Source organism: Achromobacter colocynthidis, from assembly GCF_057334535.1.
The window spans coordinates 188462-214769 of the sequence record NZ_JBHFIZ010000039.1 but is presented as its reverse complement, the minus strand read 5'-3'; the positions used below and the strand labels follow the sequence as shown (position 1 = coordinate 214769).

The 26308-nt window shown below is 64.5% G+C and carries 20 protein-coding genes and 1 pseudogene; 15 read left to right on the top strand and 6 right to left on the bottom strand.

Features of this window, described 5'->3' with window-relative positions; translation table 11 throughout:
- Positions 1–55: 55 nt before the first annotated feature.
- Positions 56–529, top strand: a complete 474-nt coding sequence (locus tag ACE04A_RS27480; protein ID WP_259251441.1) for a RidA family protein — start codon at positions 56–58, stop codon at positions 527–529.
- Positions 530–548: 19 nt separating this feature from the next.
- Positions 549–1772, top strand: a complete 1224-nt coding sequence (locus ACE04A_RS27475; RefSeq protein ID WP_485820720.1) for an aminotransferase class V-fold PLP-dependent enzyme — start codon at positions 549–551, stop codon at positions 1770–1772.
- A 52-nt stretch (positions 1773–1824) separates the two neighbouring features.
- Here ACE04A_RS27475 and ACE04A_RS27470 read toward each other — a convergent pair whose 3' ends face one another.
- Entirely contained in the window at positions 1825–2718 is an 894-nt protein-coding gene (locus tag ACE04A_RS27470; protein ID WP_485820719.1) for a DMT family transporter, read from the bottom strand.
- A gap of 159 nt (positions 2719–2877) precedes the next feature.
- Between ACE04A_RS27470 and ACE04A_RS27465 the strand changes: the two genes are divergently transcribed.
- From ACE04A_RS27465 to ACE04A_RS27435, 7 genes are all read left to right on the top strand, one after another.
- The gene (locus ACE04A_RS27465; protein WP_050448890.1) at positions 2878–3768 is read left to right on the top strand and encodes a helix-turn-helix domain-containing protein; all 891 of its coding nucleotides are present in this window, start codon (positions 2878–2880) and stop codon (positions 3766–3768) included.
- A 151-nt stretch (positions 3769–3919) separates the two neighbouring features.
- Positions 3920–5356: a DUF2868 domain-containing protein gene (locus tag ACE04A_RS27460; protein WP_448715743.1), complete on the top strand. Its 1437-nt coding sequence runs from the start codon at positions 3920–3922 to the stop codon at positions 5354–5356.
- Positions 5349–6737, top strand: coding sequence for a GTPase/DUF3482 domain-containing protein (locus ACE04A_RS27455; RefSeq protein ID WP_485820718.1), 1389 nt, complete (start codon positions 5349–5351; stop codon positions 6735–6737). The genes ACE04A_RS27460 and ACE04A_RS27455 overlap by 8 nt, the downstream gene beginning before the upstream one ends.
- A 356-nt stretch (positions 6738–7093) precedes the next feature.
- The gene (locus tag ACE04A_RS27450) at positions 7094–8701 is read left to right on the top strand and encodes an ABC transporter substrate-binding protein (protein WP_279993587.1); all 1608 of its coding nucleotides are present in this window, start codon (positions 7094–7096) and stop codon (positions 8699–8701) included.
- Positions 8702–8837: 136 nt separating this feature from the next.
- Positions 8838–9809, top strand: a complete 972-nt coding sequence (locus tag ACE04A_RS27445; protein WP_485820717.1) for an ABC transporter permease — start codon at positions 8838–8840, stop codon at positions 9807–9809.
- A 10-nt stretch (positions 9810–9819) separates the two neighbouring features.
- Positions 9820–10746, top strand: a complete 927-nt coding sequence (locus ACE04A_RS27440; RefSeq protein ID WP_259251434.1) for an ABC transporter permease — start codon at positions 9820–9822, stop codon at positions 10744–10746.
- A gap of 7 nt (positions 10747–10753) precedes the next feature.
- Complete coding sequence (locus tag ACE04A_RS27435; protein WP_259251433.1) at positions 10754–12484, top strand: dipeptide ABC transporter ATP-binding protein; 1731 nt, start codon at positions 10754–10756, stop codon at positions 12482–12484.
- A 3-nt stretch (positions 12485–12487) separates the two neighbouring features.
- On the opposite strand, the gene ACE04A_RS27430 is transcribed toward ACE04A_RS27435, so the two are convergent.
- The gene (locus ACE04A_RS27430) at positions 12488–13948 is read right to left on the bottom strand and encodes a YdgA family protein (protein WP_448715741.1); all 1461 of its coding nucleotides are present in this window, start codon (positions 13946–13948) and stop codon (positions 12488–12490) included.
- Positions 13949–14177: 229 nt separating this feature from the next.
- Positions 14178–15650, bottom strand: coding sequence for a YdgA family protein (locus ACE04A_RS27425; RefSeq protein ID WP_259251431.1), 1473 nt, complete (start codon positions 15648–15650; stop codon positions 14178–14180).
- 305 nt (positions 15651–15955) lie between these two features.
- Between ACE04A_RS27425 and ACE04A_RS27420 the strand changes: the two genes are divergently transcribed.
- The 4 genes and pseudogenes from ACE04A_RS27420 (at position 15956) to ACE04A_RS27405 (ending at position 20601) form a co-directional block, all read left to right on the top strand.
- Complete coding sequence (locus ACE04A_RS27420; protein WP_259251429.1) at positions 15956–17482, top strand: DEAD/DEAH box helicase; 1527 nt, start codon at positions 15956–15958, stop codon at positions 17480–17482.
- 57 nt (positions 17483–17539) lie between these two features.
- Entirely contained in the window at positions 17540–18169 is a 630-nt protein-coding gene (locus ACE04A_RS27415) for a LysE family translocator (protein WP_448715740.1), read from the top strand.
- Positions 18170–18282: 113 nt separating this feature from the next.
- Positions 18283–19890: pseudogene (locus tag ACE04A_RS27410) on the top strand (peptide chain release factor 3).
- Between the two features lie 24 nt (positions 19891–19914).
- A complete protein-coding gene (locus tag ACE04A_RS27405; RefSeq protein WP_259251425.1) occupies positions 19915–20601 on the top strand; it encodes a hypothetical protein in 687 nt (228 codons plus the stop codon).
- Positions 20602–20676: 75 nt separating this feature from the next.
- On the opposite strand, the gene bfr is transcribed toward ACE04A_RS27405, so the two are convergent.
- The 3 genes from bfr to rpoN all read right to left on the bottom strand — a co-directional run bounded on the left by bfr (position 20677) and on the right by rpoN (position 23461).
- Positions 20677–21153: a bacterioferritin gene (gene bfr / locus ACE04A_RS27400; RefSeq protein WP_050448876.1), complete on the bottom strand. Its 477-nt coding sequence runs from the start codon at positions 21151–21153 to the stop codon at positions 20677–20679.
- A gap of 477 nt (positions 21154–21630) precedes the next feature.
- On the bottom strand, positions 21631–21912 hold the full coding sequence (locus tag ACE04A_RS27395) for a (2Fe-2S)-binding protein (RefSeq protein WP_050448875.1): 282 nt from the start codon (positions 21910–21912) through the stop codon (positions 21631–21633).
- A 121-nt stretch (positions 21913–22033) separates the two neighbouring features.
- Positions 22034–23461 carry an RNA polymerase factor sigma-54 gene (gene rpoN / locus ACE04A_RS27390; RefSeq protein ID WP_447987706.1) on the bottom strand — a complete coding sequence of 476 codons (1428 nt, stop codon included), beginning with the start codon at positions 23459–23461 and terminating at the stop codon, positions 22034–22036.
- A 16-nt stretch (positions 23462–23477) separates the two neighbouring features.
- Here rpoN and ACE04A_RS27385 point away from each other — a divergent pair, with 16 nt between their 5' ends.
- A complete protein-coding gene (locus ACE04A_RS27385; RefSeq protein WP_279993582.1) occupies positions 23478–24110 on the top strand; it encodes a hypothetical protein in 633 nt (210 codons plus the stop codon).
- A gap of 359 nt (positions 24111–24469) precedes the next feature.
- Positions 24470–26188, top strand: a complete 1719-nt coding sequence (leuA, locus tag ACE04A_RS27380; RefSeq protein WP_259251421.1) for a 2-isopropylmalate synthase — start codon at positions 24470–24472, stop codon at positions 26186–26188.
- Positions 26189–26308 lie beyond the last annotated feature (120 nt).

Below are 26308 nucleotides of genomic sequence, written 5' to 3'. Positions count from 1 at the left end.
CGCCGTGCGACCCACGCACCGCATGCATCCTCAACTTGTTCACAGGTGATCCACCATGACTCAAACGATTTCCGGCCGCGTCAGCGAACTGGGCTACACCCTGGAAGCGGCCGCCGCGCCCGCCGCAAACTACGTGCCCTTTGTGCTGGAAGGCAACCTGCTCACCATCTCGGGGCAGATCTCGCGCAAGGGCGGCAAACCCCAGTACCTGGGCCAGTTGGGCAACCAGATTTCCGATGCCGACGGCATTGAAGCGGCCCGCCTGTCCGCGCTGGGCCTGCTGGCGCAAATTGCCGCCGCCACCGGCGACCGCCTGGACCGCGTGGCGCGCGTGGTGCGCCTGGGCGTCTTTGTGGCCAGCACGCCCGACTTCAATCGCCAGAGCGCCATCGCCAACGGTGCTTCCGACCTGATGGTGGAGGTGTTCGGCGATGCCGGCCGCCATGCGCGCAGCGCCGTCGGCGTGGCGTCCTTGCCGCAAGGCGTGGCGGTGGAAATCGAAGCCGTCATCGCCCTGACCTCCGCCTGAGCCTCCCATAACCGCCACCATGTCCGCCGCCCCGAGCCCCGCCCCCCTCAGCCCCGCCACCATCCAGGCCTTGCGCGCCCAGACGCCGGGCACGCAAACCAGCGTCCACTTCAATCACGCGGGTTCCTCGCTGCCGTCGTCCGGCACCGTGCAAGCCATCCAGGCGCATCTGCATCGCGAAGCCACCCAGGGCCCCATGGAAGCCGGCGTGGCCTCGCGCGCGTTGACGGAAAGCGCCCGCACGCTGGCCGCCCAACTGCTGAATGCACAGCCGGAAGAAATTGCCCTGACCAGCGGCAATTCCGCCGGCTGGGGCGCGGCCTTCGCGGCGCTTGCGCCGTGGCGGCCGGGCGATCGCATCCTGGTCGGGCGCCATGAGTGGGGCGGCAACCTGGCCACCATGCGCTTTAGCGCCGAGCGCGCGGGCGCGGTGCTGGAAACCATTCCGTCGGACGCCAGCGGCTGCGTGGACGCCGACGCACTGGCCGCCATGCTGGACGAGCGCGTGCGGCTGATCACGCTGACATGGCTACCGGCCAACGGCGGCCTGATCAACCCGGCCGCCGCCATCGGCCGCGTCGCGCGCAAAGCCGGCATTCCCTATTTTGTGGATGCGGCGCAAGCGCTTGGCCAGTTGCCGATTGATGTGGCCGACATCGGCTGCGACGTACTCAGCAGCGTGGGCCGCAAGGCCCTGCGCGGTCCGCGCGGCACCGGCCTGCTGTATGTGCGGCGCGGCTTCCTAGATCAGTTGACGCCCGCCTTCGTCGACACCCACTCCGCCCCCCTGGGCATGGACGGCCGGCCCATGCTGCGGGCGGACGCCGCGCGGTTGGAGCCGGCCGAAGCCTCGATGGCGCTGCGCTGTGGCTTGGCCCATGCCTTGCAAGAGGCGCTGGAACTTGGGGTGGATGCCATCCGCGCCACGCTGGACGCCACCGCCCAAACGTTGCGCGCCGAGCTCGCGGCCATTCCCGGCATTACCGTGCTGGACCAGGGCCGTGAAAAATCCAGCCTGATCGCATTCAATCTGGAAGGCTGGAACGCCGCCGACGTGCAGCGCGCGCTGGCGGCGGACGGTATCACTATCGGCAGCAATGGCGTGCCCTACACGCCGCTGGACATGGAAGCGCGCGGCCTGTCGCAAATTGCGCGCGTGTCGGTCAGCCCCCTGACCAGCCGCGACGAGATCGACCGCCTGCTGGATGCGTTGGGGCTGTTGGCGCGATCAGCGCCGGGCTGAACTCGGAACTCGGAACTCGAAACTCTGGCCTCGCCTTGAGTCCGAGATCAATCTATCCCGCCACCCGCCGCACAAACGGCGACCACTTGGAAAACACCAGCAGGTTGCCGCCCATCACCAGCACCAGGCCCACCAGCGCGGGCGGCGTCCACTGGTAGCCCTCGGCCACCGTCGACACGCCCAGCGCCACCACCGGGAACAGCACCGTGCAGTAGGCCGCGCGCGCAGGCCCCATGCGCCCGACCAGCGTCAAATACGCCGTGAACGCAATCACCGACCCCGGAATCGCCAGATACAGCAGGGCGCCGACATACGGCGTCGACGTGTCGAACTGAAACGGCAGGCAGGCCACCAGGCAGCCCGCCAGCAGAATCGCCGCGCCGTAGAGCATGCTGTAGGCATTGCCGGTCAGAGGCCGCACACCCGCACGCTGCTGCAAGGACGACAGCATGTTGCCGGTGGAAAAGCAGAACGTGCCCAGCAGGGCAAAGCCCAGTCCCAGCAAGGTTTCATGGCTGGCCTGCTGGCTGGCAAGCTCGGGCCAGAACAACAGCACCAGGCCCGAAAAGCCGACCGCCCCCGCCACCATCACGCGGGGTGCGATCCGGGTGCCGAACCACAGGCGGGCGTTCAGCGCGTTCCACAGCGTGGCGGCCGAAAACACCACCGACACCAGACCGCTGGGGATCCATTGCGTGGCCGTGTAGAAGCACAGGAAATTCAAGCAAAAAAGACATAGCCCCTGGCCAACACAAAGCCAATGCCCGCGCCGGTCCAGTTTCTGCAGCTTGCGGGTCAAGCGCAGCACGGCGAACAAAACCAGGCCCGCCAGCGCAAAGCGATAAAAGATCGACACGGGAATGGCCACCACGCCCAGTTGCAGCTTGATGGCGATCCAGGTGGTGCCCCAGATGACGACAGTCAGGAAATACAGAAACAGGTTCACGATGCGATGCGCAAAAAAGGGGACATGAAGCCGCCGTGGCTAGGCCGCCCGCCGGAACGCCAGTGTGCGCCGGCCCCTTTCAAGGCGATTGCCGGATCTTGCTGTTTTTGCGCGGCCAGGCGGCGCGGCGCGCACAAGATCGCTTAGCATTTCGCCACTATGGGCACCGCTGCTTCGGCCCCGGCCGACTTCTCCGTCTTTCGCACTTTGTCGCGTTCCACCGCCACGCTGGAACGCGCGTCGCCCTTGGGCGAAGGCATGGCCATCTCGCAATGGCGGCGCAGCGCGCACGAAACGCTGGGCTACGACACGCCCGGCCATCACACGCTGTCGCTCTATCTGCACGGCGGCGACAAGTCGTTTCGCGTCGGCCGCGACACGCTGCATGGCGGCGCCGGAAAATTCTGCGTGCTGCCGGCCGAACACTATTCGCGCTGGTGCATGAACGACACCGTGCACTTCCTGCACCTGTACATCGCCCCCGAACGGCTGGCCCGCGAAGCTGTCATGCGTCTGGACTGCGAACCCCGCGCGCTGGAACTGCGCGACCGCACCTACATCCAGGACCCGTCGCTGATCGACGTGTGCCGGCAACTGCTGGGCACCGATTGGGCGCAACCCGCCGACCGCTTGGCCGCCAGCAGCGCCGCCGAAACCGTGCTGCATCATTTGCTGCAACAGGGCGTGGCGCGCAAGACGCCGCAACCCGCGCGCGGGGGCCTGGCGCCCGCCGTGCGCCGACGCGTCATGGACTATGTGGACGCGCACCTGCACGAGCCCTTGACGCTGGACCAACTGGCGGGCGTGGCGGCCCTGTCCACCTACCATTTCGCCCGTATGTTCCACACCTCGTTCGGCGAGCCGCCGCACGCCTGGGTACGCGCACGGCGCCTGGCGCATGCGCGCGGGCTGCTGGCGGCCGGCAAAGGCGACCTGGCCGGCATCGCGCAGGCCAGCGGCTTCGGCAACGCCAGCCACTTGTCGCGCGTGTTCCGCGAGGCCGTCGGCCTTACCCCCGGCCAATACCGCAACGCACACCGCCAGCACTGACCTCGGCCACGCCTCGGTTCGCTGTCGGGTCCGATGTGTAGCCCGCTGTCAGCACGCGTTCCGCCCCCGTTGCCGAATGCGCCCGGTCTACAATGGCGCATCGCCCTTTGCGGCCTCACGCCGCGGTCCGACCGCGCTGCCTACCGACGCGATGCCGCCCTCGACCTCTCGCGCTTTTGATTCGCCGCCTGGCCCCGCCACCCCGCGCCCCTTGCGCGCGCATTGGCTGGCCGAACTCATCCGCCTGCGTGAAACGCATTGGGGTCCGATGGACGACGCGGACGCGGTCCGGCGCGTGCGCCAGCTTGACACCGATCTGCCGTCGCGCATCCTGGCCCGCGCCGACTTGCTGGCGCAACGCGAAAACCTTTCCCCGCTAGTGGACGGCTGGCGCCGCAGCGCCCAGGCCATGCTGGCGGCGCTGTTCGTGCTGGCCCTGATGTCCGGCATTGCCGTGGCCCTGGGCGCGCTGGGCGACGGCTCCCGCCCCGTGAACGTGCTGTGGGCGCTGGGCGCCTTGCTGGGTCTGCACGCGCTGACCTTTCTGCTGTGGCTGGCCAGCTTTCTGCTCAAGCCCTCCGCCGCGACCGGACTGGGGCGGCTCTGGCTCTGGGCCACCCGCAAGCTGGCGCGCGGGCCCGACAGCGCGCTGGTGCCGCAAGCCTTTCTGAACCTGCTGGCCCGCGCGGGCGCCTTGCGCTGGCTGTTTGGCGCGGTCAGCCATCTGCTGTGGCTGACTGCGCTGTGCGCCGCGCTGGCGGCATTGCTGGTGGCCTTGTCCACCGCCAGTTACCGCTTCGTCTGGGCCACCACGCTGCTGGCGCCCGACACCTTTGTCTGGCTGACCCAGGCCATCGGCTGGCTGCCCGCGCATCTGGGCTTTCCGATGCCGGATGCCGACGTCATCCGGGCCAGCGACGGCGCGCAGACGGTGGCGGCCAACGCGCAGGTGCGCTGGTCGTGGTGGCTGATCGGCGTGCTGGTGGTCTACGGCATCTTGCCGCGCCTGCTGGCCGGGGCCTTGTGCGTCGGCGCCACGCTGCGGGCGTTGCGCCGCTTGCGCATCGACCCTAGGCTTGCCGGCTTCTCGCCGCTGCGCGACCGCCTGGAGCCGCCCGTGCAATCCACCGGTATCGACCGCCCGGTAGACGCGCTGCATCAGCCCCGCATGCAGTCCGCACCCCTGTCCGGCCTGGCGGGGCAGCCCGTGCTGCTGGGGCTGGAACTGCCCGCCGACCTGGCCTGGCCACCCGCCGGCCTGCCCGCCAGCGTGCAAATGGCCGGCAACCTGGACACGCGCGAAGAACGCAACCGCGTGCTGGACGCCTTGGCCCAAGCCGCGGCGTCGCGTCTGCTGATCGCCTGCGACGCGCGCCAAACGCCAGACCGCGGCACCTTGTCGCTGATCGCCGAACTCTCCGCCCACGCGGGCCACACCGGCGTCTGGCTGATCGCTTCCGTCGAAGACGGCGCGGCCACGCGCGCCGCGCTGTGGCGCGAACGCTTGCTGGCGCTGGGCTTGCCGGCCGACGCCATCCTGCAAACGCCCACGCTGCCGCTCACGTGGCTGGAGGCCGGCCATGGCTGAGGACATCATCAAGATCGCCCTGGTCGGCCACACCAATACCGGCAAGACCTCGCTGTTGCGCACCTTGACGCGCGACACCCGCTTTGGCGAGGTTGCCGACAGCCCCGGCACCACGCGCCACGTGGAAGGCGCGCGCCTGCGCCTGGACGGGCGCGCGGTGCTGGAATGGTTCGACACGCCGGGCATGGAAGACAGCATCGCGCTGCTGGAATACCTGGAACGGCTGGGCGCCACGGACGAGCGGCTGGACGGCCCCGCGCGCATCCGCCGCTTTCTGGATACACCCGAAGCGCATGGCCGCTTCGAACAAGAAGCCCGCGTGCTGGCAAAAATGCTGGAGTGCGACGCGGCGCTGTACGTAATCGACGCGCGCGATCCCGTGCTGGGCAAGCACCGCGACGAGCTCGCCATTCTTGCCGCTTGCGGCCGCCCCCTGCTGCCCGTGTTGAATTTCGTGAACGCACCCGCGCACCGCGCCGACGAATGGCGCGGCGCCATGGCGCGGCTGGGCCTGCACGCCGTGGTGGAATTCGACACCGTAGCGCCCCCGCTGGATGGCGAGCAGCAGCTTTACGCCAAGCTGGGCGTGCTGCTGGACCGCCACGCCGGCGCACTGGCACGCCTGGCCGACAGCCTGTCCGCGCAGCGCCGCGAGCGCCACGCCGCCGCCTACGAACTGCTGGCCGATCTGCTTATCGACGTGGCGGCGCTGCATCTCACCAGCCCCAACGATGACAGCGCGCTGGCCGCTGCGTCCAACCAGTTGCGCGACCTCGTGCGGCAGCGCGAACAGGCCTGCGTGAACGCCTTGCTGGCGCTCTACAACTTCCGCGCGTCCGACTTCAACGACGACGCGCTGCCGCTGCAAGGTGAACGCTGGGGCATGGACCTCTTCCATCCGCAGGCGCTCAAGGACATGGGCGTGCAAGTGGGCATGGGCGCCGCCGCCGGCGCCATGGCCGGCGCGGCGGTGGACCTGCTTAGCGCGGGCCTGAGCCTAGGCACGGGCATGCTGATCGGCGCGGCGGCGGGCGGCTTGTGGCAGGGCGTGGAAAAGCTGGGCAAGCGTGTCGCGGGCAAGCTGCGCGGCTGGCGCGAGATCAGTGTCGACGACGCCGTGCTGCGCTTGCTGGCCTTGCGCCAACGCCAACTGATCGACGCGCTGGAACGCCGCGGCCACGCCGCGCGTGAACCCTTGAAGCTTGCCCCGCCCGACGACGAGGCCTGGAAAAAAGGGCCTTTGCCCGACGCGCTGAAAGAAGCACGCAGCCGCCCGGAATGGTCAGCATTGGGCAAGCACCATGAAGACAGCGACCGCCGCAAACGTATCGTTCAAGACCTGGCGCGCTCCCTTGCCGCCGGCCCCGCCGACGCCACCTGAATGGCCACCAACCTGCACCATTCAAGGCAGACGGCAAGCACGGACTATCCCCAATCCAAACCGATTGACGCTTAAACGAATGCGTCTATAAGATTCGATCTGCATTGGCGCGGGCCCGTCCCGGTCATGACAATCAAAAGGGGTTGGGTCTATCGTGAAGTCGAAGTCTTCCGCAGTGATACCCGCAGTGATACCCGGCATCGCCCTCCACGGCCTGTGCGCAGTTCGCGCCACGCGCCGCTCGACCCCGCGCCGTCTTTCGCAGTAAGCAGCAACGCCATGCCCTGGACCCCGTCGGGGCCGGGGCTCTGTCACTTCTGTCGCGCGATCCGCGCACTACACGGAGCATGAGGGCTATGCGTACTTTTCCCCACCTAAAGCAAGCTGCGCTGGCGGCAACCATTGCCGCATCGCTGGCGTTCAGCGCCGGCGCGGCCGCCAAGACCTTCCACTGGGCGTATCAAGGCGACGCCACGTCCATGGACCCGATGGCCTTGAACGAAACGTTCACGCTGGGCTTCCAGGGCAATATCTACGAAACACTGGCCGGCTATGACGGCGAACTGAAATTGACGCCGCTTCTGGCCGAAAGCTGGGAAAACCCCGAGCCCAACAAGTGGGTGTTCAAGCTGCGCAAAGGGGTCAAGTTCCACGACGGCTCGCCCTTCACCGCCGATGACGTCATCTTCTCCTGGAAGCGCAGCCTGACCCCCGGCTCCGACATGAAGGGCTATGGCGCCAAGGCTTCCGACATCAAGAAGATCGACGACTTCACCATTGAAGTCACGACGCCCACGCCCAACCCAATCCTGCCGCGCGAATGGGTGTTTCTGTACATCATGAGCAAGACGTGGGCCGAGAAGAACAAGACCACCGAAGCCACCAACGTCAAGGGCGACAACCAGGGCAATTACGCCAACCTGAACGCCAACGGCACCGGCCCCTTCATGCTGGTGTCGCGCCAGCCGGATGTGAAGACGGTGCTCAAGCGCTACGACGGCTACTGGAACAAGAACATCAAGACCAACGTCGACGAAGTCATCTTCCAGCCCATCACGCAGGAAGCCACGCGCGTGGCCGCCTTGATCTCCGGCGAAATGGACCTGGTGCAACCGGTGCCGGTACAAGACTGGAAGCGCCTGGAAGACGCCAAGGGCGTCAAGCCGCTGACCGCGCCTGAAGCCCGCACGATCTTCATCGGCATGGACCAAAGCCGCGACGAACTGCTGTTCTCGGATGTAAAGGGCAAGAACCCGTTCAAGGATGCGAAGGTGCGCGAAGCCGTCGTGCTGGCCGTGGACACCAAGGCCATCAACGAGAAGATCATGCGCGGCGCGGCCAAGCCGCTGGGCTCGCTGGTGGCCACCGCCATCAACGGCTACTCGGATTCCTACGGCGCGCCCTTCAAGCCCGACACCGAACGCGCCAAGAAGCTTCTGGCCGAAGCGGGCTATCCGAAGGGCTTCACCGTCACCATGGACTGCCCGAACGACCGCTACGTCAACGACGAAAAGATCTGCCAGGCGGTCGCCGGCATGCTGGCGCGCGTGGGCATCAAGATCAACCTGCTGGCGCAAACCAAGTCCAAGTACTTCGGCAAGATCCTGCTGCAAGCGGGCAACCAGACCAGCATGTACATGCTGGGTTGGACGCCCAGCTCCACCGACGCGCACAACGTGCTGCTGAACCTTGCCGCCTGCCGCGACGCGAAGACCGCCGCCGGCCAGTTCAACCTGGGCGGCTACTGCAACAAGAAGGTGGACGACCTGACCAACAAGATCGGCGTTGAAACCGATCAGACCAAGCGCAACGCCATGATCAAGGAAGCCTTCGAGATCGTGCGCACCGACTTCGGCTACCTGCCGCTGCACCAGCAGCCGATGTCCTGGGGCGTGAAGGACAACATCAAGGTCATCCAGCGCGCCGACGACGTGCTTGACCTGCGCGACGTGGTGTTGCCGTAAGCCCTCTTGTCGTAATCCTTTGACGACCTGAGCCCCGGATGGCGCAAGCCATCCGGGCGCGCCCGGCCCAGCCCCGCTTTTCGGCTTTTCATGGCAAGCGCGGCCCGGCGTTATCTGCAAACGAGGGCAACTGATAATGCTTTCTTTTATTGCGCAACGGCTTATCCAGTCGGTGCTGGTGATGTTGACGGTGGCGCTGATCGCGTTCTCCATGTTCCGCTACGTAGGCGACCCCATCGCCAGCATGGTCGGCCAGGACACCACGCCTGAACAACGCGCGGAATTGCGCGTGCGGCTCGGCCTGGACGACCCCTTCGTGGTGCAATTCGCGCGCTTCGTCGGCAACGCGGTGCAGGGCGACTTCGGTATCTCGTACCGGCAGCGCCGGCCCGTCAGCGAGCTGCTTGAAGAACGCATGCCCGCCACGCTTGAACTGTCGTTCGTATCCGCCGTGATGGCCCTGGCGCTGGGCATTCCCATGGGCATCTACACGGCACTGCGGCGTCACGGCGTGGTGTCCAAGGCCTTCATGGCGCTGTCCCTGGCCGGCATTTCGCTGCCCACCTTCCTGATCGGCATCCTGCTTATCCTGGTGTTTGGCGTGCAGCTTCGATGGCTGCCCAGCTTCGGGCGCGGCGACGTCGTCAGCCTGGGATGGTGGACCACCGGGTTCCTGACCAAATCCGGATGGCTGGCGCTCATCATGCCCGCTATCACGCTGGCGCTATTCCAGATGACCTTGATCATGCGCCTGGTGCGCGCCGAGATGCTGGAAGTGCTGCGCGCCGACTTCATCAAGTTCGCGCGCGCCCGCGGCCTGCCGGAAAGGCTGATCAATTTCCGCCACGCGCTGAAGAACACGATGGTGCCCGTCATCACCATCACGGGCCTGCAACTGGGCTCCATCATCGCGTTCGCCATCATCACCGAAACCGTGTTCCAGTGGCCCGGCATGGGCCTCTTGTTCATCCAGGCGATCAGCATGGTCGACATCCCCGTCATGGCGGCCTACCTGGTGCTGATCGCCTTCATGTTCGTGGTCATCAACCTGGTCGTGGCCCTGCTGTACTTCGCCGTGGACCCGCGTCTGCGCGTGCAGAGCAAGTAAAGGAATCAACATGATTGCTCGCATCGCTCCCATGTTTGCCCGCGCGGCCGACAGCGACATCTGGCACAGCTTCAAGCGGTCGCCCGGCGCCATCATCGCCGCCATCGTGACGCTGGCCATTCTGCTGGGCGCCCTGTTCGCGCCCATCATCGCGCCGCACAACCCCTTCGACCTGGCTTCCTTGAGCATCATGGACGCCAACACGCCGCCCGCCTGGGAAGAGGGCGGCAGCCCTGACTTCCTGCTGGGCACCGACGACCAGGGCCGCGACATACTTTCCGCCGTGCTGTATGGCTCGCGCGTGTCCTTGCTGGTGGGCTTCGCGTCGGTGTTGTTCTCGATGGTGCTGGGCGTCACGCTGGGCCTCATCAGCGGCTACGCCGGCGGCCGCATCGACAGCTTCATCATGCGTATCGCGGACGTGCAACTGTCGTTTCCCGCCATCCTGGTGGCGCTGCTGATCGACGGCGTGGCGCGCGGCCTGTTGCCACGCGACATGCACGATCAACTGGCGCTGTATGTGCTGATCTTCGCCATCGGCATTTCGGGCTGGGTGCAGTACGCGCGCACCGTGCGCGGCTCTACGCTGGTCGAGCGCAACAAGGAATACGTGCAGGCGGCAAGACTGATCGGCATCGGGCCCATCACCATCCTGCGCCGTCACATCCTGCCCAACGTCATGGGGCCGGTGCTGGTCATCGCCACCATTCACCTGGCGATTGCCATCATCACCGAGGCCACGCTGTCGTTCCTGGGCGTGGGCGTGCCGCCGACCGCGCCGTCGCTGGGCACGCTGATCCGCATCGGCAACAGCTATCTGTTCTCGGGCATGTGGTGGATTTCGATTTTCCCCGGGGTTGCGCTGGTAGCGCTGGTGCTATCGGTCAACCTGCTGGGCGACTGGCTGCGCGACGCGCTCAACCCCAAGCTGCGCTGAGGACGTCATGGCCCTGTTGAACATAGAAGACATCCGCATCGAATTCCCCAGCCGTCGCGGCACGCTGGTGGCGGTGGACGGCGTATCGCTGGCCCTGGAAAAGGGCGAGATCCTGGGCGTGGTGGGCGAGTCGGGCGCCGGCAAGTCCACCATCGGCAATGCGGTGATCGGCTTGCTGGAAGCGCCCGGGCGCTTGGCGGGCGGCTCGGTGCTGCTGAACGGCGAACGCATCGACACGCTGACGCCCGCGCAAAAGCGCAAGGTGCGCGGGCGCCGCATCGGCATGATCTTCCAGGATCCGCTGACCTCGCTGGACCCGCTGCAAACGGTGGAAAGCCAGTTGGTGGAAACCATGCAGGTCCACCTGAACCTGACACACGCCGAGGCCAAGACGCGCGCGGTGCAATTGCTGGTGCAAGTGGGCATCGACCAGCCGGAACTGCGCGTGAAGCAATACCCCCACCAGTTCTCGGGCGGCATGCGGCAGCGCGTGGTGATTGCCTTGGCGCTGTGCTGCGAGCCCGAAGTCATCATTGCCGACGAACCCACCACCGCGCTGGACGTCTCCATTCAGGCGCAGATCCTGGAACTGCTGAAGAAGCTGTGCCGCGAAGAGCAGGTGGGCATGATCATCATCACGCACGACATGGGCGTGATTGCGGACGTGACCGACCGCGTGGCGGTGCTGTATCGCGGCAAGCTTGTCGAACAAGGCCCCACCGCCAAGATCCTGGGCGACCCCGACCATCCCTACACGCGCAGCCTGATCTCGGCCGTGCCGCGTCCGGACATCAAGCTCAAGCGCTTTCCGCTGGTCACCTACATCGAAGACGTCAAGACGCCGTCACAACCGCTGGACCTGGCCACGCACTGGCTGGGGCAGCGGCGCGACTTCGGCGCGCAGACGAATGGCCCGCTGGTGCAGGTGCGTGATCTGTCCATGCGCTTCGTGTTGAAGAGCGCGCTGTTCAAGCGCAACCAGCGCACGCTGGACGCGGTCAAGCGCGTCAACTTTTCCATAGGCGAGGGCGAAGTATTTGGGCTGGTGGGTGAATCCGGCTCGGGCAAGTCCACGGTGGCGCGGCTGATATCCGGCCTGTACACCCCGTCGGAAGGCTCGGTGACATTCGGCGGCACGGACCTGACCGCGCTGAAAGGCGAAAAGCAGCTGAATCCGTTCCGCCGGCAGATCCAGATGATTTTCCAGGATCCGTTCTCGTCGCTGAACCCGCGCATGCGCGTGCTGGACATCATTGCCGAACCGATTCGCTTTCATAAGCTGGCGGCATCCGAGGCCGAAGCGCGCCGTATCGTCGCCAACCTGCTTGATGTGGTGGGCCTGGGCGACCGCGCGGCCGAACGCTTTCCACATGAATTTTCAGGCGGCCAACGCCAACGCATCTGCATCGCCCGCGCGCTGGCCACCCGGCCGCGCTTCTTGATCTGCGACGAACCCACGTCGGCACTGGACGTATCGATTCAGGCGCAGATTCTGAACCTGCTGAAAGACCTGCAAGAAGAGCTTGGGCTGACCATGCTGTTCATCAGCCACGACCTGCCGGTGATACGCCAGATGTGCGACCGCGTCGGCGTGATGCGCTACGGCGAACTGCTCGAGGTAGCTGAAACCGAAAGCCTGTTCGAGCGTCCGCAACATCCGTACAGCCAGCACCTGCTTGGCTTGATGCCGCGCCTGCAATCCATGTCGCGCGACGGGCTGGACGTGGTGGAAGGTTAAGCCTCAATTTTCAAGATTGATCATGCCGCCAAGCCGACCCAGGAAGGCATCCAATGGCATGACGGCGCCGTTGGATTCCACCATGCCGTCGGCAAGGCGCACACGGGCCAGTATGGCGTCGCCGTTGATGCTGGCCAGGCCCATTTCACGCAGCGCTTGCGCGATGGCGTCGACCTGCCTTGCGGCCAGCGCCTTGTGGATGACCAGCGGAACCACCACGCCAGGCGGACGCTGCTGCAGGGCGATCACCTGGCGCAGCATCGGCTTGGATAGCGCCATGCTGAAATCCAGCGTCTTCAGCATGCCAAGCATGGGGGCCTGAAGCAGCGACTGCGCGGGATCGGGCGCGGTCAGGCCAAGATCCAACTTCAGGGTGGACGTGTTCGACGCCGAGCGCACCGTCAGCGATGAAGACAGGGTGGGCTGGCCGACAAGAAACGCCTGAAGATGCAGCGCCATCGACGCCATCAATTGCTGCGCGCCCGCCCCGTATTCCGTTTCGCCCGAACGGCCAGCCAAGGCCGCGGAAGTCTCGACCAGTGCCTTGATGGCGTGTTGGTCCCAGTTCTTGACGGCTGCCGTCAGTTGCAGGCCGATGGTTTCATTCCCTGTTTCCCGCCCCTTGAACGCGCCGATATCAATCTTCGTGTCGATGCCCCAGAGCCGGCCCAATTGCATAGTGCCCAAGGCAAGAGATGTGTCTTTTGCCACCCACAGAGCTTGGCCGTGCGCGGTCAGTGTGGCCATTTTGAACGCCAGCTGCTGCTGCGTGGCAAGCGCGCCGTCCGGCTCGCTGCTCAGCTCTTGGCGCCAGGTCGGAGCCAGCAGCTCAAAGCTTGAATGGTGATGACGTTGCGACAACACCAACAGCTTGTCGGCACGCCACTGCGCCACGCCGCGTTGCCGGGCGGCGGAGTAGGCAACGTTGCCTGTCAGGTTCCAGACCCGCAGGATGGCCGTGCCCTGCTGCAACGCCATCACCGTTGCATCGAAGCGGGCCGAGTACTGCTTGCTGTAATCAATGGCGTATTCGCCTGACACCGGTACGTTGCCATTGGCAGCGGCAAACCAATCTTTGACGAAGGCGGAATCTTCCAACTGGATGCGGCCGGCCACCAACGCCGGCGCATACATTCCCGCTTTCAGGCGTTGAAACGGAAACGGGCCGTGGTCCAGGGTTTCGACAAGCTTGATCTCTTGCGCCGGGCCCGCGCCCCCGCCGGCGGGCATCAACGTCAACCGGTATCGCCGCGTGCTCGAGAAAACGCCACGCTCGGACGCAACAAGCTCGATGACGGGCACGGTTTGCCCGCCCCATTCGCCCAATGCCTGCAACACGCCGTTGATCTGTCCCAACGTCTGGTCCAGATCGCTTTCCGCCCGTTTGCCTGTGTACCAGGCCGCCGCGGTGACCGTCGCGCCAAGGGCCAATCCCAGCACGCCTGCAATCCATGTTTTCTTCATGATTCCCATACCCGATGACCTGACGTCACAGTATGGACAGCAACCGTTATCGGGAGGCCCGCCGGGCATGTGCGAACGTGACCCCACATGTCCGGCTCATACCGATTCCGAGATTTTTCTTATTCTGCTTGACTGGGCATTCACAAAAAAAAACTGCCACGCCTTTACGGCGCAGCAGTCTTCATGCGACGGCGCCGATGTTTATCGGCGCCGTGGGGTCACAACACGCTTAACGCGCACCACCCATCGCGCCGCTCATGACCATCATCAGGAACTGTTCAACCGGCATCTTCTTGCCGTTGAAGTCGACCTGGCCGTCGGCGTAGTTCAGGTAGGTGACGATGTTGTCGTTCTCGACCTTGGCCATGCCCATCGCGGTGGCCATGGTGGCGACCATTTCGGCTTGGCCCTTGGCGGTTTGCGCGGCTTGTTCGGCCGGCACGCCACGCATCTGCGGTTCAACAGCCATCAGGTCGCCCAGGTTGCCCTTGGACAGCACCAGCTTGGCGTCCAGCTTGCGCACGGCTTGCGTCAGGGTATCGGCGATTTCACCGTCCATGGACGCGGGCTTGGCGAAGTCCAGATTCAGGTTGAACGTGGACGTGCCGTTGGCGGTACGCACTTCCAGCGGCGACACGGCCAGCGTGGGGTTGCCCGCCAGGATCTGTTCAACATTGGCCTTGATGACCTGCTGCTCTTCCGGCGTGAACTCAGGCAGTTGCTCTTCGCCGTTGCTTTGCATCATGCGGCGCGAGGCGGCTTCGTAGACGTCGTTCAGCGCCTTGAACGCCTTGGAGTCCAGCTTCTGCACGTCAATGCCCAGCTTCATGCCGGCCACGTCCTTGGCCTGCACGTTGATCATGCCAAAGTCCAGAGCCATCTTCGCGCCCATGGCCGAACCGGCTTCGGTCATGTCGACGGCAATCGACGTGTCCTTGAACTGGACGGGCGGCTTTTCCTTGGACGTGATCGTCCAGTCCTTCAGCGTCAGCTTCTGGTTGCCCACGTACATGTCGTTGGACGCCGGCGTCATGTCGCTGGTCAGCGCAATGCCTTGCATGGTCATGTTGACCACGTCGCTGTTTTCGCTCTGGCCGGCCAGCACCAGCTTGTCGGTCTTCAAGTCGAAGATGCCGTGCTTGGTGTCGATCGTGTAGTCGAAGTTACCCGTCATGCCCGAAAACGACAGGCTGGTGCCATCCTTCGCAACGTCGGCGGGCGCCATGTTGAACTTGCCGGTGATGTCCTTGCCGTAGCTGACGCTGTAGTGGCCGGACAGCGGCGCCGCGCCCTTGGTGGCGGCAAACCATTCCTTGACGGTCGGGGTCTCTTCCAGCACGAAGTCGCTGGCCACCATGGCCGGCGCGAACGAACCCGACTTCAGGTTCGACATCGGCAGCGGGCCATGCGACAAATGCTCGACGAACACCACGTCGCGCTCTTCGGCGGGCTTGCCCTCGGCGGCCGGCAGGGTGAACTTGACGCGATAGCGCGCGGTGGACGAAAACACGCCGCGCTCGAAAGACATCAATTCCACGCTGGAAGCAATGCCCCACTGGTCGCTGAACTTCTTCAGTTCAACGTTGGCGTCGCCGATGGACTGGTTGACGAACGCCTCGGCCTTTTGGCCCGTGTACCAGGCCGTGCCGGTCCACACCGCGCCCAGAACAACCACGACGCCCACTAATGCCGATTTCTTCATAGCGACCCTTTATTTCTTTGAATGGATAGATGCGCAGCGATTATAGGGAGTGCGCCCTAGGGAAAACACGTATTTCGTTCTGATACGCTGCAATTTGTTACTTCGCAATACAGCACCGGTAAAGCAATCCGCTGCTGCACCGCCACATCAGCTACAATCGCCGAGTGTGCTTTGCCAATCTGCACACGTCCGCTATGGCCCTTCGCTGCCAAGCTTCGCCCATCAGGGCGCTTCCCTTTTCTCCTTATTCGTCCGCCTGGATTGGAGTCTCTCAACTTGAGCGACGGGCTGCCGCTGGAGTTGTTTTGACTACCTCTTCCCCTTTCGCCGACCTCGGGCTGGCTGATTCCCTGTTGCGCGCCATTGCCGATACCGGCTACACCGCACCCACGCCTATTCAAGCCCAGGCGATTCCCCAAGTTTTGAAAGGTGGCGATTTGCTCGCCGCCGCGCAAACCGGCACCGGCAAGACCGCCGGTTTCACGCTGCCCATCCTGCATTTGCTGATGCAGCAAAAGCCGGAAGCGCGCAAGCCCGGCCGCCCCCGTTGCCTGATTCTGACCCCGACGCGCGAACTGACCGCGCAGGTGGCCGAATCGGTACAAACCTACGGCAAATACACCTCGCTGACGTCCATGGTGATGTTTGGCGGCGTCAATATCAACCCCCAGATCTCCGCGCTGCGCAAGCCGCTGGACATCCTGGTGGCAACGCCGGGCCGTTTGCTCGACCATTGCGGCCAGAAGACGGTGGACTTGTCCGGCGTCGAAATCCTGGTGCTGGACGAAGCCGACCGCATGCTGGACATGGGCTTCATCCGCGACATCCGCAAGATTCTTGCCCTGTTGCCCAAGCAACGCCAGAACCTGCTGTTTTCGGCCACGTTCTCGGACGAAATCCGCACGCTGGCGCGTGGCGTGCTGAACAACCCGGGCGAAGTCTCGGTCACCCCGCGCAACACCGCCACCGAACTGGTCACCCAGACGGTGCACATGGTGGAACAGCATCACAAGCGCGACCTGATCAGCCACATCATCCGTGAAAGCGGCTGGCATCAGGTGCTGGTGTTCACGCGCACCAAGCACGGCGCCAACCGCCTGGCTGAAAAGCTGGTCAAGGACGGCCTGACCGCCGCCGCCATCCACGGCAACAAGAGCCAATCGGCCCGCACCCGCGCGCTGGCCGGCTTCAAGGACAGCACCGTGACGGTGCTGGTGGCGACCGACATCGCCGCCCGTGGCCTGGACATCGACCAACTTCCCCAGGTGGTGAACTTCGAACTGCCTAACGTGCCGGAAGACTATGTGCACCGTATCGGCCGTACCGGCCGCGCCGGCGCCACGGGCGCTGCCGTCTCGCTGGTCGACAACAGCGAAATCAAGCTGCTGAAGGACATCGAACGCCTGATCAAGAAGACGATCGAGCGCAAGCCGGTCGAAGGCTGGACCCCGTCGCCCACCAGCGCCGCCGCCTTCGAACGCCAGGAACGCGATGAAGACGCGCGCAGCCCGCGCGGCGGCAATCGCAACGGCGGTCGTGGCGGCAATGGCGGTAACGCCGGCCGCGGCGGCAACGCTGGCGCCGGTCGTTCGCGTCCGGCCCAGGGCCAGGCTCGCGCATCCACCGGTGGCCGTGCCCCCGCACCGGCTCGCGCCGGCGGCGAAGGCCGTGGCAATGGTGGCCAGCGCGACAGCAAGCCCGCTGACCGTCCGGCTCACGCGGGTCGCGGCGAAAGCCGTCCGCAGCAGGCCCCGCGCCGTGCCGAAGGCGCCCCGCGTCCGGCGGGCAATGGCGGTTCGGGTCGTCCGCGCGCGGCCTTGCTGGGCAAGTAAAGCCAAGCGAGTAATATCCCGGCACCTCTTTCCTGCGATCCAAGGACCCGCGCCATCATGCCCTTATCCACCTGGTTGACGTTCTTCCTGGCCTCCTGGGCCATTTCGTTCTCACCCGGGGCGGGCGCGATTTCCGCGATGTCCTCTGGATTGAAATACGGCTTTGCACGCGGCTACTGGAACACGGCCGGCCTCATCCTGGGCATCCTGTTCCAGTTCGTCGTCGTGGCCGTGGGCTTGGGCGCGGTGCTGGCGACGTCCGAAATGGCCTTCAATGTGGTCAAGTATCTGGGCGTGGCGTATTTGATCTACCTGGGCGTGCGTCAGATTCGTACCGACGCCGCGCCCGTTGCGGTGGATGCAGGCGACCCCAAGCAGGCCTCGATCCGTGAGCTCGTCATGCGCGGCTTCCTGATCAACACCATGAACCCGAAGGGCACGGTGTTCCTCTTGGCCGTGGTGCCGCAGTTCGTGGACCCCGCGTTGGCGCTGACGCCGCAATACATGGCGCTGGCCGGTACGCTGGCCTTCACCGACCTGATCGCCATGGGTGTCTACACGTTGTTGGCGGCGCGCGTGCTGCGCCTGCTGCGCGACGCCAAGCACATCCGCTGGATGAACCGCACCTTTGGGTCGCTGTTCATTCTGGCTGGTGTATTCCTGGCGTCGTTCCGCCGCCATTCCTGAATTTTCGGGCCTTGCGGTGCTCGCTGGCGACAGCGCGTGCCCCAAGGCTTTTTCATGCACGATGCCGTACCGCGCCGGCTCCAAAAGCGGCGTTAAGTACAATCTCCCCGACCATGAATATCCCTCAAGAAGTTGCGCGGCGCCGAACGTTCGCGATCATTTCCCACCCCGACGCGGGCAAGACCACGCTGACCGAAAAGCTGTTGCTGTTCGCAGGCGCGATCCAGATCGCCGGTAGCGTCAAGGCGCGCAAAGCCTCGCGCCATGCCTCGTCCGACTGGATGGAAATCGAAAAGCAACGCGGCATTTCCGTGGCCTCGTCGGTCATGCAGATGTAATACCGCGACTGCGTCATCAACCTGCTCGACACCCCGGGCCACCAGGACTTCTCGGAAGATACCTACCGGGTGCTGACGGCGGTGGACGCCGCGCTGATGGTGATCGACGCCGCCAATGGCGTGGAACCGCAGACGATCCGCCTGCTGCAGGTTTGCCGCGCGCGCAACACGCCCATCATCACGTTCATCAACAAGATGGACCGCGAAGTGCGCGAGCCGCTGGAACTGCTGTCGGAAATCGAAGGCCACCTGGGCATGGACGCCGTGCCGTTCTCGTGGCCGGTCGGCATGGGCAAGGCATTTGGCGGCGTGTTCGACATCCGCCGCGACCGCATGCGCGTGTTCCGCCCCGGGCAGGAACGCCGCTCGGACAATGACGACGTCATCGAAGGGCTGACCAACCCCGAAATCGCCCGCCGTTACGGCTCGGCGTTCGACCAGGCCAGCGGCGAGATCGAACTCATCAACGAAGCCGCGCCCCCGTTCGACCGCGACCAGTTCCTGGCCGGCAAGCAGACCCCGGTGTTCTTCGGGTCCGCCATCAATAACTTCGGCGTGCAGGAAGTGCTGGACGCGCTGGTCGACCACGCGCCGCCCCCCGGCCCGCGCATGGCGCTGCAACGCGAAGTGCTGCCGGAGGAACCCAAGTTCACCGGCGTGGTGTTCAAGGTGCAAGCCAACATGGACCCGGCCCACCGCGACCGCGTTGCATTCGTGCGCGTCAGCTCGGGCCGCTTTGAACGCGGCATGCGCTTGAAGGTAGCCCGCACCAACAAGGAAATGCGCCCCAACAACGTGGTGTCTTTCCTGTCGCAACGGCGCGAGCTGCTGGACGAGGCCTATGCCGGCGACGTGATCGGCATTCCGAACCACGGCGTGCTGCAACTGGGCGACGTGCTGACCGAAGGCGAAACGCTGCAGTTCACCGGCCTGCCGTTCTTCGCGCCGGAACTGTTCCAGGCGGTCGAAGTGAAGGACCCGCTGCGCACCAAGCAACTGCGCACCGGCCTGACCCAACTGGGCGAAGAGGGCGCCATTCAGGTGTTCCGCCCCGAGGCCGCCGGCGGCTCATTGCTGCTGGGCGCCATCGGCCAATTGCAGTTTGAAGTGGTCGCTCACCGCTTGAAAACCGAGTACGGCGCGGACGCCCGGATGCTGCCTTCGCGCTACACAATGGCACGTTGGATTACGTCTGAAAACCCGAAGGCGCTGCGCAAGTTCATGGATGCCAATGCCGCCCATATCGCCTATGATGTTGTCGATGCGGCGGCGTTTTTGATCAGTTCCCATGCGCAGTTGCGCGTAGCCGAGGATCTGTATCCCGAGGTTAAATTCCATGCCATGCGCGAGCATGGAGGCAAAGTTTTCGGGGACAAGGCGTAGGCCCGTTCGGGCTCCGCACGGCAGATGAGGGTAGCAATGTCTTGGCGCTTATTATTCGCAACGCTCCTGATCGCGCTTGGCGCGTCGGCCTGGGGCGGTATTCAACTGGGTGACTGGCTGGTAGCACACGCGCCGCCCGCTGCACCGGCTCCTGGACAGGACGCGGCGGCTTCGCAGCAGCCTGTGCTGGACGCCAACGGACGCCCTTATGTGGCGCAACCCCCGCAGCCCCGCATCGACGGCACGCTAGGCGTGCCGGACAAGCCCGCTGATCGGGAATGGCAGGTCAATACGGTGTCGCTATTCGACACCGTCAGCGATCCCTCCGTGAAGCTCTCGCGCGAACGCATCACGCCTGAGCAGGCCCGCGAAATCGCGGCGGCCTCGGAAGTGCCGCTGCCGTCCGGCTCGTCGGACGTCACCACGATGGATCTGCAAGTGCCTGGCACCTCCACCGCCATCAATGGTGGCCAAATGCAGGCCGGCGGCTACGGCACGTCCCAAATGGTTCAGGCGCCGCCCCCTCCGCCCAACACGTCGCCCGCCCCCGGGGTTCCCGGCTGGCAGGACGCGCTCAAGCGCGAGTTGGCCCAGTGCGCCACGCAAGGCTTCTTCGAGCGCCCCTCGTGCTCCTGGAACGCCCGCAACAAGTACTGTGCGCCCAACCGCGCCTGGGGCACGATGGCGGAATGCCCGGCCCGTCCGCAGTAACTCCGCATTTTTTTAAGCCCCACATGAAAATGGCGCCCCGAGGGGCGCCATTTCATTGCCTGGCTGTCGGACCGATTACTCGGGCACGGACATCTGGCTTTGCAGGTAGTTCTGGATGCCGACCTTGTCGATCAGTTCAATCTGGGTTTCCAGATAATCGATGTGCTCTTCGGTGTCGTCCAGGATGTCCTGGAACAGATCGCGCGAAACGTAGTCACGCACCGATTCGCAATAGGCGATGGCTTCCACGACGGTGGTGTGCGCCGCTTGCTCCAGCTTCAGGTCACAGGCCAGCAGCTCGGGCACGTCTTCACCGATCAGCAGCTTGTGCAGGTCTTGCAGGTTGGGCAGGCCGTCCAGCATGAAGATGCGCGCGATCAGGCGATCCGCGTGCTTCATCTCACCGATGGATTCTTCGTACTCGTGCTTGCCCAGCTTGTCGAAGCCCCAGTGATTCAGCATGCGGGCATGCAGGAAATATTGGTTGATGGCCGTCAGTTCGTTGGTCAGTTGCTTGTTCAAGAACTGGATGACGGTTTTATCGCCTTTCATAATGGACTCCTTGCAGTCAGGCGCGACGCGAGTGCATCGCGACAAAGGAGCGCACGATGCCGCGCGTACGCAACCCCGGCAGACTACCACCTGGCGCGGGGCCGCGCCTAGCCTTGCTCTGCATTTGGTAAACCGCTTTAGGACCGCTACAAGAAAGCGACAAGCCAATGAGAATGAGTATGCGACCTTGATGCCTTGCTCATGCAAGGCAAGCGATATGCGGCCTTGCGCGCACCCATCCACGGCAAACGCTCGGCATATTGCGCGCTGGGGGTTGGGAAATCGGAGGAAGACGGGGTGTTTTCGGTGAGAAACGCGCTGATGCCGTCAGGTTGCGGTTTTGCAACCCAAAGCGGGCAAAAGGGGACGATAGAGAAACGGCGGGAAAAACAGCGGGAATGCGCGGCGGAAAAACCGGCAGGAAAAACAGCGCGGCCCGCTGGGAAATCTCAGCGAGCCGGAAGGGGACGGCAATGCTCAGCCCGCGGCGACCAGCGGAATGGGGAAGCTGCTGTTGTTGGCAGCCGCGCCCGACTCAACCAGAGTGGCAGGAGCATTGACCGGAACGGCGATGGAGCGAACGTCGCACACGCTGGAACAGCGGCCGCCCGGCAGGTATTCGGCGGCGGTTGCCGCGCAGCAGCCGCAGCACGTGGCTACGCCCAGCTCGAATTGCAGGTCGGACAGCGTCGTCGCGCCACCGTCCACGCTGGCGCGGACTTGGCGTTCGGTGATGGCATTACATACGCAAATGTACATGCGAATGATTATCGAAAATTATTCGACGAATGACAAGCCCCGTCCACAAAAAAAGTTGTAGCGGAATTGTCACGCAAGCCCTTGAAACAAAGGACGAATCCGCGCGGAATCGTCCCCTATTTCAACGCGCGCTGGCCTGTGCCTTGCGCAGCGTGGCGGGGGCAATCCGCAGTGCTTCGCGGTACTTTGCCACCGTCCGACGGGCGATGACTATCCCCTGATCGGCCAATTTCTGCATGATCTGGCTATCGGACAAGGGCTTGGCGCGGTTCTCTTCAGCCACCATTTGGCGGATGAAGGTCTGCACCGCCGTGGCGGAAGTCGCATCGCCGCCGTCGGTGGACACGCCCGTGCCAAAGAAGCGCTTAAGCTCCAGCGTGCCGAACGGAGTGAGCATGTACTTCTGCGTTGTGGCCCGTGAAATGGTCGATTCGTGCAAACCGAGTTCGCCAGCAATGTCTTTCAGGATCAACGGACGCATGGCGGATGGCCCCTGGCTGAAGAACGCGGTCTGGCGTTCCACGATCGCCTGGGCAACCCGCAGGATCGTGTCAAAGCGCTGCTCCACGTTGCGGATCATCCATCTGGCTTGCTGCAATTGGGTCTGCAGGCCCGCGTGCGCGGATTCCTTCTGATTGCCCAACATCTGCGCATACAGGCCGTTGATCTGCAACCGGGGCACCGCAGCGCTATTGAGGGTGACTTGCCAGCCGCGCCGGGTCTTGCGCACGATGACGTCCGGCACGGCGTAATCGGCTGCCGGCACCGTCCAGGCCCGCCCGGGGCGGGGTTCTAGCCGCAGAATCAGGGAATGGGCGGCGCGAAAGGTCGCCTCGTCACAGCCCACCGCAGCGCACAGACGCGCGGCGTTGCCCGTCGCCAGCACGGGTAGATGCTGTGCGCAGATTGCGCGAGCGCACGCCAGGACCGCCGGGTCAGCCGCTTCCGGCAACCGGGACAGGTCGGGGTGGCGCAACTGCAACACCAGGCAGTCGGCCATGTCGCGCGCACCGATGCCGGGGGGATCGAACGACTGCAATAAAGACAGCGCGGCGCGCAATTCGTCCAGGTCCGGCTCCATGTCGGCGGGCAGCCAGGTCAGGATTTCCTCAAGCGGCGACCCCAGGTATCCGTTTTCGTCCAGCTCGTCGATCAGCAGCGCGGCCAACGCAGCGTCGCGCGGGGCGGCCCGCGTCAACATCAATTGGCCCAGCAGGTGCTCACGCAGGGTGTCAGGGCGCGCCGCCTCGGGCAGGCCGGAGTCATCATCCGAATACACCCCGCCCGAGCCGGGCATTTCGTCCACGGGCGTCTCGCGCTCCACCGCGGGTTCATCGTCCTGCACGGAGGATTCGCGCTCGGATTCGGCTTGCGCCTCGGCGGCGGGGGTGTCGTCTTCCCGCTCCAGCAGGGGATTGTCCGCGAGCACTTGCGAGATCTCGGCCTCAAGGTCGAGCGTGGACAACTGCAACAATCGTATCGATTGTTGTAGCTGAGGGGTCAGCGTCAAATGCTGGCCAGGTCGCAGTTCTAAAATTGGACGGGTCATAGGTACAATATTTTGCATGATGAATCTGACTTCGCCCGCAAGCGTTCGCCAGGACAGCCGACTTATCGGCCAGACCCTGCTCAAACTGGCGCTACCCCGAATCGTTGTGCGCGCGATAGTCATCGCCGTCGCCGTCGTCCTTTGGTATCTGATTGCCTCGTGGATACTGGATTTCGGCAAGCGCATGAACTACGACTTCCTGCATACCCTGGGCCAACCCACCCAGGACATGGCGCAGAAGGTCAATCCTTACATCTGGTGGGTCGTCGCCGGTATCTGGACCCTGATCGTCTTCTTCTCCGTGCGGGCCTGGTTTTCGGCCAGCCTGGCCTCGGGCGCCGCGACGCCGGTAGGCACCGACGTTCTGGCCGACCTGGCCCCCAATCTGACTGAAGAATCGCTGGGCGTGCTGCGCTGGACCTGGGGCGACCGCCAGGAACCCTTCACTGTAGGCGACTTGCGCCGCGCATTGTCTGAAATTCGCCACAATCGCATCGGCAAGATCGCCATGGTGGCGGAACAGGCGCAAATTCTGGACGGATCGGCCAGCCTGCCAGCCCGGGATCCGCGCGATGACGGCCGCCGCGAACCGCGCGGCGACGCGCGCACCGAACGCTACGTCGAACCGCGTATCGGCCCGGCGCGCTGACCCCCAACCTGGCAGTTTCTGTTTGCGCTTGTCGAAAAAGTATGTTTGACTAGCACCCTATGGCCGCTTACCGCACCCTCCCCGCGATTGCCACCGGACGCTTCGCCGCTCCGGTCGCCGGCCTGCGCGCTCGCTCCTCCTTCGCCGCCGCGCTATCGCTATACCTACCGATCGGTTGCCGGGCCTAGTGTCCCCGTGGTAGCTCGGCAGCCACGTTTGCCACACGCGATTTCCCCCATTTATTTGTGAATCCTGCCGGTTAATCACGGCAACCCCTGGCGCAAGACCGTCATCCGGTCACAGGCGCCGACGAGACTCAGTGCTCACGGGATTCAAAAGATACCGATCGAGGTGTAGTAATGATGCTTGCCAACCCCGCCACCAAATACGTCCCCTTCGCGCCCTTTACCCGCGACTTCTCCGAGCGCACCTGGCCCAGCCGCCGCATCACCAAGGCGCCGATCTGGATGAGCACCGACTTGCGCGACGGCAACCAGGCATTGATCGAACCGATGAGCGTCGAGCGCAAGCTCCGCTTCTTCGAACAACTGGTGAAGATCGGCTTCAAGGAAATCGAGGTGGGTTTCCCGTCCGCTTCGCAGACCGACTTCGATTTCGTGCGCAAGCTCATCGACGAAAAGCGCATCCCCGATGACGTCACCATCATCGTGTTGACGCAGTCGCGTGAAGACCTGATCAGCCGCACCGTGGAAGCCGCCGCCGGCGCCAAGCAGGCCATCGTCCACATGTACAACGCCTGCGCGCCGGCCTTCCGCAAGGTCGTGTTCAACATGTCCAAGGACGAGATCAAGGGCATCGCCACCACCGGCACGCGCCTGATCAAGCAATACACCTCGCAGCGCCCCGAAACCAAATGGAGCTACGAGTATTCGCCCGAAGTGTTCAGCACCACCGAACCCGAATTCGCGTTGGAAGTGTCGGATGCCGTGGCCGATGTCTGGCAGCCCACGCCCGACCACAAGATGGTGTTGAACTTGCCCGCCACCATCGAAGCCACCAGCCCCAACCTGTACGCCGACCAGATCGAATGGATGCACAAGAACCTGGCGCGCCGCGACAGCATCGTGCTTAGCGTGCACCCGCACAACGACCGCGGCACCGCAGTTGCCGCCGCTGAATTTGCCGTGATGGCCGGCGCCGACCGTATCGAAGGCTGCCTGTTTGGCAGCGGCGAACGCACCGGTAACGTCGACCTCGTCACGCTTGCCTTGAACCTGTACACGCAAGGCGTGCATCCGGGCCTGGACTTCTCCGACATCGACGAAGTGCGCCGCTGCGCCGAATACTGCAACCAATTGCCCGTACACCCGCGCCACCCGTACGCGGGCGATCTGGTCTTCACGGCGTTCTCGGGTTCGCACCAGGACGCCATCAAGAAGGGCTTTGCGCTGCAACAGGCCGACGCCGTCTGGGAAGTGCCGTACTTGCCGATCGACCCCGCCGACCTTGGCCGCAGCTACGACGCCGTGATCCGTGTGAACAGCCAGTCCGGCAAGGGTGGCGTGTCGTACCTGCTTGAACAGGAACACGGCCTGGTCTTGCCGCGCCGCCTGCAAATTGAATTCAGCCGCGCCATCCAGCGCGTCACGGATGAGACCGGCAGCGAAGTCACCGCCGACGATGTGCACACCATCTTCAACCGCGAATACCTTGAGCAAAAGACGCCGTGGAAGCTGATCCGCCACCGCATCGACGGCAATCCGTCGGCCGGCGAAGGCCAGCACTTCAGCATCGAAGCCGAACTTGAATACAACGGCGAACGCCGCATCGTGACGGGCAAGGGTGATGGCGCCATCTCGGCCTTCGTCGCCGCGCTGGACGTGCCTGTGCGCATCATGGACTACCACGAGCACGCCATCGGCACCGGCACCGACACGCGCGCCGCTTCCTACGTGGAATTGCGCGTCGGCGAGTCCAGCACGGGCTTTGGCGTGGGCATCGACCGCGACATCGTGACCGCTTCGTTCCAGGCCGTGCTGAGCGCCGTCAACCGTCACATCAATGCGGGCGCCGTGGCGTCCGCTGAGCAGGAAGCCGCAGAAGCCGAATCCGCGTGATCCGCGCATTCCGCTTGCGACGCGCACTCCGTTTGCGCAACCTGAACTGAACGCCCACAGCCAGCCCGAAACATGGGCTGGCCGCCACCCAAAGACACACCTCTCTTTGACGCACCCGGC

Coding starts and splice junctions, on each gene's coding strand:
- leuA (WP_259251421.1), top strand. CDS start 24,470: ATGATGCTTGCCAACCCCGCCACCAAATACGTCCCCTTCGCGCCCTTT.
- ACE04A_RS27455 (WP_485820718.1), top strand. CDS start 5,349: ATGGCTGAGGACATCATCAAGATCGCCCTGGTCGGCCACACCAATACC.
- ACE04A_RS27405 (WP_259251425.1), top strand. CDS start 19,915: ATGAGGGTAGCAATGTCTTGGCGCTTATTATTCGCAACGCTCCTGATC.
- ACE04A_RS27395 (WP_050448875.1), bottom strand. CDS start 21,912: ATGTACATTTGCGTATGTAATGCCATCACCGAACGCCAAGTCCGCGCC.
- ACE04A_RS27465 (WP_050448890.1), top strand. CDS start 2,878: ATGGGCACCGCTGCTTCGGCCCCGGCCGACTTCTCCGTCTTTCGCACT.
- ACE04A_RS27435 (WP_259251433.1), top strand. CDS start 10,754: ATGGCCCTGTTGAACATAGAAGACATCCGCATCGAATTCCCCAGCCGT.
- ACE04A_RS27480 (WP_259251441.1), top strand. CDS start 56: ATGACTCAAACGATTTCCGGCCGCGTCAGCGAACTGGGCTACACCCTG.
- ACE04A_RS27450 (WP_279993587.1), top strand. CDS start 7,094: ATGCGTACTTTTCCCCACCTAAAGCAAGCTGCGCTGGCGGCAACCATT.
- rpoN (WP_447987706.1), bottom strand. CDS start 23,461: ATGACCCGTCCAATTTTAGAACTGCGACCTGGCCAGCATTTGACGCTG.
- ACE04A_RS27460 (WP_448715743.1), top strand. CDS start 3,920: ATGCCGCCCTCGACCTCTCGCGCTTTTGATTCGCCGCCTGGCCCCGCC.
- ACE04A_RS27415 (WP_448715740.1), top strand. CDS start 17,540: ATGCCCTTATCCACCTGGTTGACGTTCTTCCTGGCCTCCTGGGCCATT.
- ACE04A_RS27430 (WP_448715741.1), bottom strand. CDS start 13,948: ATGAAGAAAACATGGATTGCAGGCGTGCTGGGATTGGCCCTTGGCGCG.
- ACE04A_RS27385 (WP_279993582.1), top strand. CDS start 23,478: ATGATGAATCTGACTTCGCCCGCAAGCGTTCGCCAGGACAGCCGACTT.
- ACE04A_RS27445 (WP_485820717.1), top strand. CDS start 8,838: ATGCTTTCTTTTATTGCGCAACGGCTTATCCAGTCGGTGCTGGTGATG.
- ACE04A_RS27475 (WP_485820720.1), top strand. CDS start 549: ATGTCCGCCGCCCCGAGCCCCGCCCCCCTCAGCCCCGCCACCATCCAG.
- ACE04A_RS27440 (WP_259251434.1), top strand. CDS start 9,820: ATGATTGCTCGCATCGCTCCCATGTTTGCCCGCGCGGCCGACAGCGAC.
- ACE04A_RS27425 (WP_259251431.1), bottom strand. CDS start 15,650: ATGAAGAAATCGGCATTAGTGGGCGTCGTGGTTGTTCTGGGCGCGGTG.
- bfr (WP_050448876.1), bottom strand. CDS start 21,153: ATGAAAGGCGATAAAACCGTCATCCAGTTCTTGAACAAGCAACTGACC.